The 15,440-nt window shown below is 55.0% G+C and carries 14 protein-coding genes; 9 read left to right on the forward strand and 5 right to left on the reverse strand.

The window, feature by feature from the left end; all coding sequences use genetic code 11:
- The first annotated feature begins 73 nt into the window (after positions 1-73).
- From grpE to NHM04_RS00255, 6 genes are all read left to right on the forward strand, one after another.
- Positions 74-628 carry a nucleotide exchange factor GrpE gene (gene grpE, locus NHM04_RS00230; RefSeq protein WP_254265050.1) on the forward strand — a complete coding sequence of 185 codons (555 nt, stop codon included), beginning with the start codon at positions 74-76 and terminating at the stop codon, positions 626-628.
- A gap of 190 nt (positions 629-818) precedes the next feature.
- Positions 819-2,741, forward strand: coding sequence for a molecular chaperone DnaK (gene dnaK, locus NHM04_RS00235; protein ID WP_254265051.1), 1,923 nt, complete (start codon positions 819-821; stop codon positions 2,739-2,741).
- Between the two features lie 142 nt (positions 2,742-2,883).
- Entirely contained in the window at positions 2,884-4,026 is a 1,143-nt protein-coding gene (dnaJ, locus tag NHM04_RS00240; protein WP_254265052.1) for a molecular chaperone DnaJ, read from the forward strand.
- A gap of 352 nt (positions 4,027-4,378) precedes the next feature.
- A complete protein-coding gene (locus NHM04_RS00245; protein WP_254265053.1) occupies positions 4,379-5,440 on the forward strand; it encodes a sugar phosphate isomerase/epimerase in 1,062 nt (353 codons plus the stop codon).
- On the forward strand, positions 5,440-6,585 hold the full coding sequence (locus NHM04_RS00250) for a Gfo/Idh/MocA family protein (RefSeq protein ID WP_254265054.1): 1,146 nt from the start codon (positions 5,440-5,442) through the stop codon (positions 6,583-6,585). Before NHM04_RS00245 ends, NHM04_RS00250 begins: the two co-directional genes overlap by 1 nt.
- Before the next feature lie 67 nt (positions 6,586-6,652).
- Positions 6,653-7,885: a sugar MFS transporter gene (locus tag NHM04_RS00255; protein ID WP_254265055.1), complete on the forward strand. Its 1,233-nt coding sequence runs from the start codon at positions 6,653-6,655 to the stop codon at positions 7,883-7,885.
- Between the two features lie 242 nt (positions 7,886-8,127).
- Here the strand turns inward: NHM04_RS00255 and crp are convergent, their stop codons facing one another.
- The gene (crp, locus tag NHM04_RS00260) at positions 8,128-8,763 is read right to left on the reverse strand and encodes a cAMP-activated global transcriptional regulator CRP (protein WP_254265056.1); all 636 of its coding nucleotides are present in this window, start codon (positions 8,761-8,763) and stop codon (positions 8,128-8,130) included.
- Positions 8,764-9,005: 242 nt separating this feature from the next.
- On the opposite strand from crp, the gene NHM04_RS00265 reads away from it, so the two are divergent.
- Complete coding sequence (locus tag NHM04_RS00265; protein WP_254265057.1) at positions 9,006-9,434, forward strand: OsmC family protein; 429 nt, start codon at positions 9,006-9,008, stop codon at positions 9,432-9,434.
- Between the two features lie 233 nt (positions 9,435-9,667).
- Positions 9,668-11,506, forward strand: a complete 1,839-nt coding sequence (locus NHM04_RS00270) for a glycoside hydrolase family 9 protein (protein ID WP_254265058.1) — start codon at positions 9,668-9,670, stop codon at positions 11,504-11,506.
- A gap of 342 nt (positions 11,507-11,848) precedes the next feature.
- Here NHM04_RS00270 and NHM04_RS00275 read toward each other — a convergent pair whose 3' ends face one another.
- From NHM04_RS00275 to NHM04_RS00290, 4 genes are read right to left on the reverse strand one after another with little or no spacing between them, the layout of a single operon-like run.
- Positions 11,849-12,538, reverse strand: coding sequence for an MBL fold metallo-hydrolase (locus tag NHM04_RS00275; protein ID WP_254265059.1), 690 nt, complete (start codon positions 12,536-12,538; stop codon positions 11,849-11,851).
- A gap of 10 nt (positions 12,539-12,548) precedes the next feature.
- Positions 12,549-13,367, reverse strand: a complete 819-nt coding sequence (locus NHM04_RS00280; protein ID WP_254265060.1) for a sulfite exporter TauE/SafE family protein — start codon at positions 13,365-13,367, stop codon at positions 12,549-12,551.
- Position 13,368: 1 nt separating this feature from the next.
- Positions 13,369-13,905, reverse strand: a complete 537-nt coding sequence (locus NHM04_RS00285; protein WP_254265061.1) for a rhodanese-like domain-containing protein — start codon at positions 13,903-13,905, stop codon at positions 13,369-13,371.
- A 22-nt stretch (positions 13,906-13,927) separates the two neighbouring features.
- Positions 13,928-14,233 carry a metalloregulator ArsR/SmtB family transcription factor gene (locus NHM04_RS00290; protein WP_254265062.1) on the reverse strand — a complete coding sequence of 102 codons (306 nt, stop codon included), beginning with the start codon at positions 14,231-14,233 and terminating at the stop codon, positions 13,928-13,930.
- A 126-nt stretch (positions 14,234-14,359) separates the two neighbouring features.
- Here NHM04_RS00290 and waaC point away from each other — a divergent pair, with 126 nt between their 5' ends.
- On the forward strand, positions 14,360-15,433 hold the full coding sequence (gene waaC / locus NHM04_RS00295) for a lipopolysaccharide heptosyltransferase I (RefSeq protein WP_254265063.1): 1,074 nt from the start codon (positions 14,360-14,362) through the stop codon (positions 15,431-15,433).
- Positions 15,434-15,440 lie beyond the last annotated feature (7 nt).

Raw genomic sequence — 15,440 nt, forward strand, 5'->3', positions numbered from 1 at the left:
CTTGAAAAGCCGAAGGTGATCCCCAACTCCCGCATATCCCTGATAATTTCCCAATTTGTAAGAGGCAGTCAAGGTGACAGAGCAAGAACACAACGAGCAAGTTGAAAACGAAGCCGAACAGGCGCAGCAGACCGAGCAAGAGGAAGCCGTAGAGGTGGATATCTCAGCTGAGAGCTCACAGGTTGAAGAGTTAACCCTGGCCTTGGCGGGGGCAAAAGAGCAAACCTTGCGCGTCCAGGCTGAACTACAAAATGTGCGCCGCCGCGCTGAGGCCGATGTAGAGAAAGCTCACAAGTTTGGCCAGGAAAAGCTGGTGGGAGATTTACTGCCGGTTGTCGACAACCTGGAGCGGGCGCTGGCCAGCATTAACGCCGAAGACGATGCCAATAAGGCGATCATCGAAGGCATTGAGCTGACTCTGAAGTCGTTTATCGACATCTTGGTCAAGCACAAGGTGGAGCCGGTTAACCCCGTGGGCGAGCCCTTTAATCCCGAGCTGCATCAGGCCATGTCCATGATTGAAAACCCGGACGTAGAGCCCAATACCGTGATCGATGTGTTCCAAAAGGGCTACACCCTGCACGGCCGTCTGGTGCGCCCGGCAATGGTGGTGGTAGCTAAGGCTTAAGCACACACTTTGTAAGGTTTTTTGCCTGGGTCGACCTTGAAAAGCACAGCTCGGTTCCCATATAGGCAGTAACGACTGAACAGCCCGCTTACGGGCATGATTTGAACATTGGCTGAGCGCCCGATAGGTCGCGGTTTTAGTAGAGCTAAAGCCAGTCGCGTTCGGCAGCAACAATTAGGAGACTTATTTTATGGGTAAGATTATCGGCATTGACTTGGGTACCACCAACTCATGCGTATCCGTTCTTGAAGGCGATAAAGCCAAGGTTATCGAAAACTCTGAAGGCGATCGCACCACCCCGTCCATCGTTGCGTTTACCAACGATGACGAAATTCTGGTGGGCCAGAGCGCTAAGCGTCAGGCGGTGACCAACCCCAACAACACCCTGTACGCGGTTAAGCGTTTGATCGGCCGTAAGTTTAAAGACGATGTGGTGCAAAAAGACATCAAGATGGTGCCTTACTCCATCGTTGAAGCCGACAACGGCGATGCTTGGGTAGAGGTGAAGGGCGACAAGAAAGCGCCGCCGCAGATCTCTGCCGAAGTGCTGAAGAAAATGAAGAAAACCGCCGAGGACTATCTGGGCGAGAAAGTGACCGAAGCGGTTATTACCGTACCGGCTTACTTTAACGATTCCCAGCGTCAGGCCACCAAAGACGCCGGTAAAATCGCGGGCCTGGATGTTAAGCGTATTATTAACGAGCCCACCGCGGCAGCACTGGCCTATGGTATGGACCAGAAAAAAGGCGACCGCACCATTGCCGTGTACGACTTAGGTGGTGGTACTTTCGATATCTCGATTATCGAAATCGCCGATGTCGATGGCGAGCACCAGTTTGAAGTGCTGTCTACCAACGGTGACACCTTCCTGGGCGGTGAAGACTTTGACCTGCGTCTAATTGACTACCTGGCCGATGAGTTCAAAAAAGAGCAGGGCATTGACCTGCACAATGATCCACTGGCCCTGCAGCGCTTAAAAGAAGCCGCAGAAAAAGCCAAGATCGAGCTGTCATCGAGCCAGCAGACCGAAGTGAATCTGCCGTACATTACTGCAGACAATACCGGTCCTAAACACTTGGTGGTGAAGCTGTCGCGCGCCAAGCTGGAGTCTCTGGTAGAAGAGCTGGTAACTCGCTCGCTGGAGCCTGTGAAAATGGCGATTAAAGACGCCGGGGTATCCGTTAACGACATCAGCGACGTGATTTTGGTGGGCGGTCAAACCCGTATGCCGATGGTGCAAAAAGCAGTTGCTGATTTCTTCGGTAAAGATCCGCGCAAAGATGTAAACCCGGATGAAGCCGTGGCCATGGGCGCAGCCATTCAGGGCGCGGTGCTGGCCGGTGACGTCAAAGACGTATTGCTGCTGGATGTGACCCCATTGACCCTGGGTATTGAAACCATGGGCGGTGTCGCCACTCCGCTGATTGAGAAAAACACCACCATTCCGACCAAGAAGTCACAGGTGTTCTCAACGGCCGAAGACAACCAGACCGCCGTTACCATTCACGTGGTGCAGGGCGAGCGCAAGCAGGCGACGCAGAACAAGTCGCTGGGCCGTTTCGATTTGGCCGATATTCCGCCCGCTCCGCGCGGTATGCCACAGATTGAAGTGACCTTTGACATCGACGCCAACGGTATTTTGAATGTGAGCGCGAAAGATAAGGCCACCGGTAAAGAGCAGTCCATTGTGATTAAGGCTTCTTCCGGTTTGTCGGACGACGAAATCGAGCAAATGGTGAAAGACGCCGAGGCCAACGCCGAAGCGGATAAGAAGTTTGAAAAGCTGGTGACAGCGCGCAACTCTTTGGACGGTTTAATTGCAGCAACGCAAAAAACCCTCAAAGAAGCGGGCGACAAAGCCACCGACGAAGAAAAGTCGGCCATCGAAGCGGCAATTGCCGAAGCAGAAGAAGCGGTTAAAGGTGACGACGTAGACGCCATGGAAGCGGCGACCACCAAGTTGACCGAAGCGTCTGGCTCGCTGGCGCAAAAAATGTACGCCGAGCAACAGCAGCAGGCGGGCGGCGAACAGCAGGCCGACGCCCAGCAAGAAGCTGATGACGGCGTTGTTGATGCCGAGTTTGAAGAAGTTAAAGACGACGAGAAGAAGTAAACGTCCCTTTAGCGACTGATGGCCGGCGCTTGTCGGCCGCAAACTCTCAGCGAATGCGGGCGGGGACAACCTTAGCCCGCATTTGTTGTTAGGGCCTGTCAACAGGCCCTGAGGCTTCCAATTTTTGAGGAAACACAAACACATGGCAAAACGCGATTATTACGAAGTACTGGGGGTGTCCAAAGACGCCTCGGCGCAAGAGCTGAAAAAGGCCTACCGCCGGGTCGCCATGAAGCACCACCCGGACCGCAACCCGGGCGACAAAGAATCGGAAGACAAATTTAAAGAGGCGAGCGAAGCCTACGAGGTATTGTCTGACGAGCAAAAACGCGCCGCTTACGATCAATTCGGCCACGCAGGGGTTGATGGTCAAGGCGGAATGGGCGGCGGCGCCGGCGCCGGTGGCTTTGGTAATTTCAGCGATATTTTCGGCGATGTGTTTGGCGATATATTTGGCGGCGCTGCAGGCGGTGGCCGTGGTCGACGCGGCGGCCCCTCGCGCGGCTCTGATTTACGCTACACCCTGGACTTATCGCTGGAAGATGCCGTGCGCGGCTCACAGGTGCAAATTAAAGTGCCCACTTTGGTGGCCTGTAAAACTTGTGATGGCTCTGGCGCCAAGCCTGGAAGTAAGCCTGTCACTTGTGCCACCTGTGGCGGTATCGGCCAGGTAAGAATGCAGCAGGGGTTTTTCTCGGTACAGCAAACTTGCCCCAGCTGTCATGGTCGCGGTACCACCATTTCCGACCCCTGTGGCAGCTGTCACGGACAGGGCCGGGTGGAAGAGACCAAAACTCTGTCGGTAAAAGTGCCGCCGGGCGTTGATACCGGTGACCGCATCCGTTTGTCCGGTGAGGGCGAAGCGGGTACAGAAGGTGGCCCGGCCGGTGATTTGTATGTCCAAATCAACGTTAAAGAGCACGAAATTTTTACCCGCGATGGACGCGATTTGTACTGCGAAGTGCCCATTGATTTTGTCCAGGCGACATTGGGCGGTGAAATTGAAGTGCCCACGCTGGATGGTCGCGTTAAGCTCAAAGTGCCGGCTGAAACCCAAACCGGCAAGCTGTTCCGTTTGCGCGGTAAAGGCGTCACGCCGGTGCGAGGTGGGGCGGCTGGTGATTTAATGTGCCGGGTGGTGTTGGAAACGCCGGTTAACCTTACCAGCAAGCAGAAAGACCTGCTGCAGCAATTTGCCGACACTATGAAAGAGGGTAAAAACTCGCCTCGGCAAAAAAGCTGGTTTGACGGTATGAAAAATTTCTTTGGGGATATGAAGATTTAATTCGTCATCTGTGCATTGTAAAAATACAAGCCTCGAAGCCGGTTTTAGGTTTCGGGGCTTTGTTTTAATGGGCTGGATGTCTGACGCCTGAAGTCGGACGCGAGCTGCATCAGACGTCAGACCTCGGGCGTCCAGCGTTCTATGTAAAGAAGTGCCAACTTCTGCCAAGTCTGGGCTAAAGGGGGATGGGGTTTATTTGACTACTTGCTATACTCCCTGCGTTTTCGCAAGCTTGGCTTCGCCTTCTAAACGCGTTACAGTAATTGCATATAAAAATACGATTAAATATAAAACCTTTCATTAGCACGCCGTTTCCCTCTGCGGATTCGGCCGGACCCAATGGAGAATAACAATGAAGATGATCAAAGGCCCAGCGCTGTTTCTGGCGCAATTTGCCGGAGATGAGCCACCGTTCAATTCCCTGGAAAACATTGCCAAGTGGGCCGGTAGTCTCGGCTTTAAAGGCATTCAAATGCCCTCGTGGGACAAGCGTTTGTTCGATCTTGAACGCGCTGCCAACGATTTAGATTACTGCAAAGAAGTAACCGACACTCTCGCCAAGTACGGTCTGGAATTGACCGAGCTGTCTACCCATTTACAGGGGCAGTTGGTGGCAGTGCATCCGGTTTACGATGAAATGTTCGACATTTTTGCTCCCGACCATCTGCACGGCAAACCTGATGAGCGCCAGCAATGGGCGGTAGAGCAGATGTACCTGGCGGCGAAAGCCAGTAAAAACTTTGGTTTGACCGCGCATGCAACCTTCTCGGGCGCACTGCTATGGCCGTTTGTTTATCCCTGGCCGCAGCGTCCGCAGGGCCTGGTGGAAACCGGGTTTGCCGAGCTTGCCAAGCGCTGGAAGCCGATTCTGGATGCGTTTGACGAGGCCGGTGTGGATGTTTGCTATGAACTGCACCCGGGCGAAGACCTGCACGATGGCGTAACCTTTGAGCGCTTCTTGAAAGAGGTCGATAATCACCCGCGCGCCAATATCCTCTACGATCCTAGCCACTTTATTTTGCAGCAGCTCGACTATCTGGCGTTTATCGATCGCTATCACGAGCGCATTAAAATGTTCCATGTTAAAGACGCCGAATTTAACCCCACCGCCCAACAGGGTGTGTACGGTGGTTACGAGGGCTGGGTCGAGCGTGCCGGGCGTTTCCGCTCGCTGGGCGACGGCCAGGTGGACTTTAAAGGAATCTTCTCCAAGCTCACCCAGTACGACTACGATGGTTGGGCTGTGATCGAGTGGGAGTGCTGCATGAAGCACCCCGAGGCGGGCGCCGAAGAGGGCTCGCGCTTCGTATCCGAGCATATTATTCGCATTACTGAAAAAGCTTTTGACGACTTTGCCGGCGGCGAAGCAGATGAAGCCAGCAACCGCCGTATTCTCGGCTTGGGAGGCAAATAATGGCCGCACCGCGTATTCGTTTAGGTATGGTCGGCGGTGGCCGCGGCGCGTTTATCGGCGCCGTGCATCGCATTGCCTCGCGCATTGATGACAAGTACGAGCTGGTGGCGGGGGCCTTGTCTTCCAACCCGGAAAACGCCAAGGCCTCGGCCGAGGACTTATTGATTGCCCCGGATCGCGCCTACAGCTCCTATGAAGAAATGTTTAAGGCCGAAGCGGCCCGCGACGATGGCATCGAGGCCGTCGCCATTGTAACGCCCAACCACATGCACTTTCCGGTGGCAAAGGCGGCGCTTGAGGCGGGCATTAACGTCATCTGCGACAAGCCTGTGACTCGCACCTTGGAAGAGGCGCTGGAGCTGGAGCAGTTGGTTAAAAAATCCGACGCTTTTTTTGCGCTTACCCATAACTACAGCGGCTACCCGCTGGTTCGCTATGCCCGCGAAATGGTCGAGCGCGGCGACTTGGGTAACATCCGTATTGTTCAGGTGGAGTACCCGCAAGAGTGGCTGACCGAGCAGCAGGATTCAGACAACAAGCAGGCTTCCTGGCGCACCGACCCGGCGCGCTCCGGTGCGGCTGGCTGTCTGGGCGACATTGGCACCCACGCATTTCAGCTGGCGCGTTTTATCAGCGGCCAGAAAGTGACCTCGGTATGCGCTGACTTAACTGCATTTGTCCCTGGTCGCCCGGTGGACGATAACGTTCATGTGATGTTGCGTTTTGAAGGTGGGGCCAAGGGTATGCTGTGGTCCAGCCAGGTAGCCCCGGGTTGTGAAAACGGCTTGCGCATTCGCCTTTATGGGGACAAAGCCGGCCTTTCCTGGTCGCAGGAGAACCCTAACGAAATGTGGTTTACCCCGCTCGGCGCTCCGCAGCAGCGCATCACCCGTCGCGACGACTACTGGGACAGCGAATTTGCCGTGCGCGGTATTCGTATTCCCTTCGGTCATCCCGAGGGTTATCTGGAAGCATTTGCCACCATCTATAACGATGTGGCGGATGTTTTACAGGCTAAGCGCGAAGGCAAAACCGTTGATATCGAAAGCTGGATTCCCGGTATTGATACCGGTGTTGAAGGCTTGAAATTTATTACGGCGGTACTGGCGTCGTCCGAGGCCGACAGTCGCTGGACTGAACTGTAATAACCATTAGATGATACAGCCGGGCGTAACGCCCGGTTTTGATAACAATAACCATAGGGCTAAAACTATGACCGAAGTCCATCGTTCCAGAATATTTACCGCCAGCTGTGTGGCACTGATCGTAACAGCCATGACCTTCGCGATTCGCGCCGGTATCCTCACTCAGCTCGGGGAAGATTTTCAGCTCAACAATACCCAGCTAGGCTGGATTAACGGAGTTGCCTTTTTAGGCTTTCCTGTCGCCATGATGTTTGGCGGCCTGATTTATAACTTTTTAGGCCCCAAAAAATTGTTGGCAATTGCGTTTATTTGCCATGCCATAGGGTTGGTCATGACCATGACCGCCACCGGCTTCTGGACGCTGATCTTGTCCAGCTTCTTTATCGGCTTTGCCAACGGCTCTGTTGAGGCGGCTTGTAATCCGCTCATTGCCGAGCTTTACCACGACAAGAAAACGGTAATGCTGAACAAATTTCACGTCTGGTTTCCCGGTGGTATTGTGATTGGCTCACTCACCTCTTTGCTGATGGGCGATGTGCTGGGCCTGGGTTGGCAGTGGCAAATTGGTATTATGCTGCTTCCCACTGCAATTTACGGTTACCTGGTATTTGTCGAGGCTTTCCCCTCGCTGGATCATACCGAGACATCCACACTTAATAACGTCAAAGCACTGGCCTCGCCACTGTTCATTTTTATGATGATCTGCATGACGGTAACCGCTATTTCTGAATTCGGTCCGCAGCAGTGGGTTGAGAAAACTCTGGGCAGCTCAGGTGTGCACCCCATGGTGATTCTGGCCATGGTGACCGGGTTGATGGCGGTAGGGCGCTACTTTGCTGGTCCTGTAGTCGAAGCGCTGAACCCGGCGGGCGTGCTTTTGGCATCCTCTGTAGTTGCCACGATTGGTGTTTACACCATGAGCTTTGCCACCGGTCCAATGATTTATGTGGCTGCGATTTTGTTTGCCCTGGGGGTAATGTACTTCTGGCCCACCATGATTGGTTTTGTCAGTGAGTACCTGCCCAAAACCGGCGCATTGGGTATGTCGCTAATGGGTGGGGCCGGAATGTTCTCGGTGAGTATCTGGAATCCGATTATCGGTGGCTGGCTCGACTCGGCCAAGGCCGACGCTTTGGCGGCCGGAAAAGTGGGCGCCGAGGCGGATTTGGCCGCGGGTGTAGCGACCTTGGAAAGCATGGCACTGTTTCCCGCTGCACTGATTGTGGCTTTCACCTTCCTGTTTATTATTCGCAAAAAGCTGGTACGCGGTGAAATTAAAGCCGAACCTCTGGCGGATTAAGTTGATGTCTGTCTGATGTCGGAGGCCTGACGTCAGACGCTCAACAGACAATACAAAAAGGGCGAACCTGTCGGTTCGCCCTTTTTTGTTGCGAAGCTCAAAGTTTACCAATTTGTTGCTTTTCCAATTAATAAGCGCAACATTATTCTCCGTTCTCCAAGCATAAAAAAGCCCCGCTTAAAAAGCAGGGCTCTTATTCGCGTCCAACATCAGACCTCCGACATCAGACGGTTTTATCTACCTCATCGAGTCCCGTAAACCACCATGGTCTTGCCTTTTACATCCACCAAACCCTGTTCTTCCAGGGTTTTAAGTACCCGGCCTACCATCTCGCGGGAGCAGCCCACAATGCGGCCGATTTCCTGGCGGGTGATTTTAATTTGCATGCCGTCCGGGTGGGTCATGGCGTCCGGCTCTTTGCACAAGTCGAGCAGGGTACGAGCGACGCGACCGGTGACATCCAAAAACGCAAGATCTCCCACCTTGCGCGTGGTTTTTCGCAGGCGGCGGGCCATTTGCGTGCTCAGGGCGAACAGGAACTCCGGATGGTCAGCCGCTAGCTCCTGAAACTTGCTATAGCTGATTTCAGCAACTTCGCACTCTGATTTGGCGCGAATCCAGGCACTGCGCGAATCCTGAGTATCAAACAGCCCCATTTCGCCAAAAAAGTCGCCGTCGTTCAGGTAGGCGACAATCATTTCGCGGCCTTCATCGTCCTCAATCAGCACGGTGACTGAACCTTTTACGATGTAATACAGCGAATCGCTTTTATCCCCGGCGTAAATTAATGTGCTTTTCGCGGGGTAGCGGCGGCGATGGCAGTGATTTAAAAATTCATCGACGTTGTTGATGTGCGGTGTTAGCGAGACTGCGACCAAAGTGCGGCTCCTAGCAAATTGTACGTTCAGAATAAGGTGGCTCATTATGCCGCGATTTGTTCTAAGTGCCAAATCAAGGCATAACAAGTCTGCCATCTTTGTGACTTGGTTATTACAGTGAAAGAAAAACCAATGTTTTCAGTGGTTTATCGTGTGAAGATAAATGCGCCAATATCCTGCGGATGCGCTTTTATGGTAGTCTTTGCGCCGCTTTAACGCGGGTTAATTATTGAGAGGCAAACATGCAAGCAACAGTTAAATGGGTAGATGGTGCACAGTTCTTAGGTGAGTCTGGTAGTGGTCACAGTGTGGTGATGGATGGCCCAGAGGATCACGGTGGTCGCAACACCGGTGTACGCCCCATGGAAATGCTGCTGCTGGGGCTCGGGGGCTGCTCCAACTTCGATGTGGTCAGCATCTTGAAAAAAACCCGCCAGAACGTCAGCGACTGTAAGGTAGAAATAATGGCGGAGCGCGCCGACGCGGTGCCCGCTGTTTTCACCAAAATTCACCTGCATTTTATAGTAAGCGGCACTGAACTCAAGGAAAAGCAGGTAGCCCGCGCGGTCGAGTTATCGGCGACTAAATATTGCTCCGCATCCATTATGCTGGAAGGGGCTGGTGTGGAAATTAGCCATGACTACGAAATTGTCGAAACTCCAGTCGCCTAGAGTCCGGTAAAAATTACGCTGTGGAATCTTAAGTGAGGTTCCACAGGTCTTGCTGGCGCGATTGTAAGCCCACCTTCGCGTAGCGCGGTTTTTCTAAAGCTCGCTACGCAGGCGCAATCGCTCGCCCCATTAACCATTCTTTGCTCTCCCTGATACAGCTCTTCGCTCAATCGCGCTACACTCGCTGGCTGCACCATTAAGTCAATATAACTATATAAAGATAGGAAGAGCCCATGAAAACTCTCAGCTTAAAAGCCGCTGTGGCTTTTTGCAGTGCCTGTGTGTTAACCGCCTGCGGCAGTAGCGGTGGCACCTCCAACCCGCCCAGTAATCAGTCCAGTAGCCAGAGCAGTGAGGCCGTATCTTCAAGTTCCAGCTCCAGCGCGGTTAGCAGCGCCAGCAGCTCGGCGGTAACCAGTGCCGGGCGCATTAAGCTAAACCAGCTGGGCTACGCCCCCCAGGCCAGCAAAGTGGCCGTGGTGCCCGAGGTGGCCGCCAGCCAGTTCAGCGTGATAGATACCGCCGATAACAGCGTGGTTTACACCGGTGACTTAAGCGCCGCCGCGCGCTGGGCACCGGCCAATCAAACCGTGGCCCTGGCCGATTTTAGCGAGCTGCAAACCCCCGGGACCTACCGTTTGCAGGTCGAGGGCGCAGAGTTATCCGACCCCTTCGAAGTCGGCGGCTCGCCCTACGCCGAGCTTAACGCCGCGGCGATTAAAGCCTACTACTACAACCGCGCCAGTACCGAGCTTTTACCCGAGCACGCCGGCACCTGGGCCCGCGCCGCCGGCCACCCCGACACTAATGTGCTGGTGCACGAATCCGCCGCCAGCACCGAGCGCCCGGCGGGCACCGCTATTAGCGCCCCCAAAGGTTGGTATGACGCCGGCGATTTTGGCAAATACATTGTGAATTCGGGTATTTCTACCTACACCTTGCTGGCGGCCCTGGAGCATAACGGCGATTACTACGCCGACCAGGATCTGAATATCCCCGAAAGCGGCAATGCCATTCCCGACTTGTTAGACGAGGCCATGTGGAATCTGGAGTGGATGCTGGATATGCAAGACCCCAACGACGGCGGCGTGTATCACAAGCTGACCACCAAAGGCTTTGCCGGCGCGGTAATGCCCGCCGAGGGCACCGCCCAGCGCTATGTGGTGCAAAAGGGCACTGCCGCCGCGCTTAACTTCGCCGCGGTTATGGCAACCGCCAGTCGGGTTGTGGCCGACTACGAGGAGGTTTACTCGGGCTTGTCCGATGAAATGCTGGCGGCCGCGGAATCGGCTTGGCAATGGGCCCAGGCCAACCCCAATGTCGCCTATAACCAGCCCAGCGACATCAGCACCGGCGCCTATGGCGATGGCAGCTTTGGCGACGAATTTGCCTGGGCCGCGGCCGAGCTGTACATCACCACCGGCAATGACGATTACTACCAGGCACTGGATTTGCCCTCCCAGGGCATCGGCAACCCCGGGTGGTCGTACACCGCTGCCTTGGCGTGGATGTCGCTGGCCCACCACCGCAATCATTTAACCGACGCGGCGGATGTGTCGCTGATTGAATCGGGTATTAAAAACTTTGCCGACCAGCTGGCCGGTGAAAGCGAGGCATCGGCTTACGGGGTCGCTCTTTCCGAAGGCGATATGTACTGGGGTAGTAACGGCGGCGCTCTTAACAAAGCCATGATGCTACTACAAGGCTACCGCTTAAACGGCGATGCTCGCTATGTTCAAGCCGCACAAGCCTTGCTGGACTACGCCTTGGGTCGCAACCCCACGGACTACAGCTATGTAACTGGCTTTGGCGAGCGTCCGCCCATGCACATTCACCACCGTCAGTCCGAAGCCGACGGGATCGTTGATCCGGTACCCGGCTTTCTCGCCGGCGGACCCAACACCGACGCGCAAAACGACTGCGGCGCCGATCAGTATCCCGCCGGCAACGAAGCCAAAGCCCGCGCCTATTTGGACCACTGGTGCAGCTATTCCACCAACGAAGTTACCATTAATTGGAACGCGCCTTTGGTGTATGTGAGTGGGGCTTTGGATGAGTATTATGGGGAGTGATGAAAGTCTGACGTCGGAGGTCTGATGTCTGACGCGATGAAAATGCGGTACGCAGAACGCAGAACGCGGAACGCAAATAAAGGCGCGGAACGCTGAACGCGGAATGCGGAATGTAATAGCGTCGGACGTCTGAGGTCGGATGTCTGATGCTGTGGAAAAATGCAGTATGTGAAACGCTTAACGCGGAACGCAAAAGAAGGGGCAGGCCTAGTGGTTTGCCCCTTTTTATTGTGAGATTTATGGGTAAAAATTTAGACCTAGTCTGACAAAAAAACTTGAAAGCGCTTGAGCCAAAACCGCGATAATTTTGTTCCGCGTTCCGCGTCGGACATCCGACATTCCTTAAACCTCCCCACAAGCCTGATTCGCCGGCACGGCCACGTCCATCATTTTGGGGTTGGGTAAATCCAGCGAGTTCATTAAGTTCACATACTCTTCCACGTCTTTGACTTGAAGGCGCGGGTTGTGGGCGCTTTCTTCGCCAATGGTGCTGACCATCCAGCCTTTGTAATCGTGGCCGGGGTAAACCCAGGTGTCGGCGGGCAGCATTAGTAAATTGCTGAACAAGCTCTGGTACTGATCCCGCGCATTGCCGTTTTGAAAATCCGTGCGTCCGGTGCCGCGAATCAATAAAGTATCGCCGGTAAACACCGAGGTTTCGCCGTCGTGCTCCAACATAAACGTGTAAGAGTCGTCGGTATGGCCCGGGGTGTACAGTGTGGTAAGTGTCAGTCCGCCCACGTTTAAGGTATCGCCATCGCGGTAAGTGCCATTGGCGCAGTCGGCTTTGGACTGCTCGCCCACGCGCGTTTCGCAGCCGGTCAGCTCGCGCAGTTTTCCCAGCGCAGTAATATGGTCGGCGTGGGTGTGGGTGTCGATGGCCAGCACCAATGTTAAATCCAGCTCTTTTAACAAAGTGATGTAGCTGTCGGTATTGTCTATCACCGGATCAATCAACACCGCCTGGCCTTGGTCGGCGAGCAAGTAAGTGTAGGTACTGGATGTTTTGTCGAACAATTGTCTAAAAATCATCTGAATATCCTCACGAAAATAAACTTACAATAGAAATAGCCACCAGCGAGACGGCAAACACTTTTTGTTTAACCACATGGTTAATCTTGCCGCTGACCCATTGGCCCAGCATCATCCCCGCAATACCACCGGCGGCAATTTGCCCGAGCATGCTCACGTCTAACGCGCCGCCCATTTGCCAGTAGCTGATAAACCCGGCGCCACTGATAACCGCAATAATCACCAGCGAGGTCGCCACCGCCTGGGCCATACCAATGCGGCTTAAAAACAGCAGCAGGGGGACAATCAAAAAGCCGCCGCCCACGCCGAATAACCCAGACAGTAAACCCACTAACAATCCGCCCAGCGCCAGCCCGGCCATGCAGCGCGGGCGCAGTTGAAACTGGCCGCTGGGGCTTAAGCGGCAAAGCGGGCCTTCAAGGGTATAGTCGCCCGGATTGGCGCGGGTGACCTTGGTCTCCTCTGGCGAGCGCAGGGCACTGAGATACATACGCGCGGCGATCACTAACGCCAGCACATTAAACCCAATCAACAGCGCGGTTTCGGGTAAGCGCTGCACCAGCCATTGCCCCAGCGGGGCACTGATAACACCGCCGGCGCCCAGCACCAACGCGGGCACCCACAAAATGCGCCGGTTTCCCCGGTTGCGCAGGCTGCCGTATAAAGCGCTGGCAGCCACGGCCGCCAGGGCAATGCCCGCGGCCTGTTGCATGGGCAGTTGCAGCAGAATAATCAGCAGGGGCACGGCAAAGACCGAACCGCCCGCACCGGTCAGGCCCAGTACCAGCCCGATAACAACGCCAATTGCTGGGGTGATGAAAAGCTCCACATTATCCCCGCTGGTTCCAGCTCATGCGCGCCAGCAACAAGCCCATGGCACAAGTGTCGGTCACACCGGCAAACACCAGGCCCGCACCTACAAAGCCGGAAAGGGCGTAAAACATGGGGTTGAGCAGCGCGCCTAAAATAACCCCGACTAATACCAGACTGCCGGCGGTGATGCGCACCTGACGCTCCAGCGAAATCACATTGCTGTCGCCTTTTTGCAGCGGGGCGTTGTCGTGTTGGCTCAGGGCGTTTACCCCGCCGGTGACAATAATCAGCGGCTCTTCTACTTTCCCCGCCAGATTATTTGCCGCCATTTCAGCGCGTTTGCCGCTCTGGCACATCAAATAAATAGGCTTGCCTTGCTGGCCGCGGGCCGCCATTTCGGCTTTAACCCGCTCGGCGGTAATCTCCTGCACCGGAATAAAAATACTGCCGGGTACATGGGCGTTAGCGGTTTCGGCTGGGGTGCGTACATCCACCACGCAGCAGTCCGGGTGTTGGTTTAAAAACTCTTGCGTGGTAGCGGTTTTGTGGCTCATGGCTTTGCTCCCGTTTGATACGTTAAGGGCAATAAATACTCTGTAATACTTCAATAATCCGCACCGCGGCATCGCCGTTTAAGCGGTAGTAAATTTTCTGCGAATCGCGCCGGGTGCTGACCAACTCGGCCTCGCGCAGGGCTGCCAAGTGTTGCGATAGGGCCGACTGAGACAGGGGCACTTGGGTATTCAAATCGCTTACGCTCATCTCACCGTTAATCAGCGCGCACAGAATCATCAGGCGCTTTTCATTGGCGAGCATTTTCAAAAGGCCCGCTGCCTGAGTGGCGTTGGCCTGCAGTTGTTCGGGTGTCATGGATTGGTTCATGTTTATCCCTCCGTCTATCTAATAATATTAGATAGTTCTAAAATAGCAATATCTAAATTAGGATAATCTAATATAATGGCGGAAGTTTTTATCCCATCTCACGAGTCGGCAGCCAGTTAAGGTACAATGCGCGCAGTTTTCAGTGGTTGGACGGGTATGCGGGTATTAATCGTTAAATTGAGCTCAATGGGGGACTTGGTGCAGACCTTGCCCGCCGTGACCGATGCAGCCCGCGCCATTCCCGGTATTCGTTTTGACTGGGCGGTAGACGAGGCTTTTGCCGAAGTGCCCACCTGGCATCCATCGGTTGAGCGCACTATTGTCTCGGCCCACCGGCGCTGGAAGCGCAGCCTTAAAACCGCCTGGCGCTCGGGCGAGTTAAAAGCCTATTGGCACACCTTGCGCGAGCAAAAATACGACCTGGTACTGGATGCGCAAACCAGCTTTAAAAGCGCTACCGTAGCCCGTATGGCTCGCGGTTTACGCGCGGGGCCCGACGCCGATTCGGTACGCGAGAAGGGCGCCCACCTGTTTTACCAGCGCCGCTTTAACGTGGCCCAGGATATTCTGGCGGTAGACCGCTGGCGCGATTTGTTTGCCGCGGGGCTGGAATACGAGCGCCCGCAAACGGCCCCCGAGTTTGGCCTGGCCGAGCGCGAGTGGCCCGCGCAGAGCATTACGCACAACCCCTATATAGTGGCCGTAACCAACGCCAGCTGGCCCACTAAATGTTTACCGGCACAAAGCTGGCAGGCGCTGATCGATTTGGCCGCGGAAAAGGGGCTGGATGTGCTTTTACCCTGGGGTTCGCCCGCCGAGCGCGACGCGGCCGAGCAAATCGCTGCCGGGTGCCGCAACGCCAAGGTACTAGAGCGTATGACGCTGACCCAGTTGGCGGGGCTGCTGCATACAAGCCAGGGCGCCGTGTGTAACGATACCGGCCTGGCTCATATTTCCGCCGCACTGGGTAAACCCACGGTGACGGCTTACGGCCCGACCGATCCAAAATTAATTGGCGCCACCGGCCCGCGCTCTACTCATATAGTCGCCCCCGGCTATATTTGTAACGAGTGTGGCAAACGCCTGTGCCGCCACGAAGACGCCACCGCCACTAACGGCCAGCCGGGCCAGCGCCCGCGCACCCTAAACGCCATAACTGGCGAGCAGCTGTGGCACGCACTTAATCAACTTCAGAACTGACACAAGA

This window comes from Gilvimarinus sp. DA14, assembly GCF_024204685.1.
Taxonomy (GTDB): Bacteria; Pseudomonadota; Gammaproteobacteria; order Pseudomonadales; family Cellvibrionaceae; genus Gilvimarinus.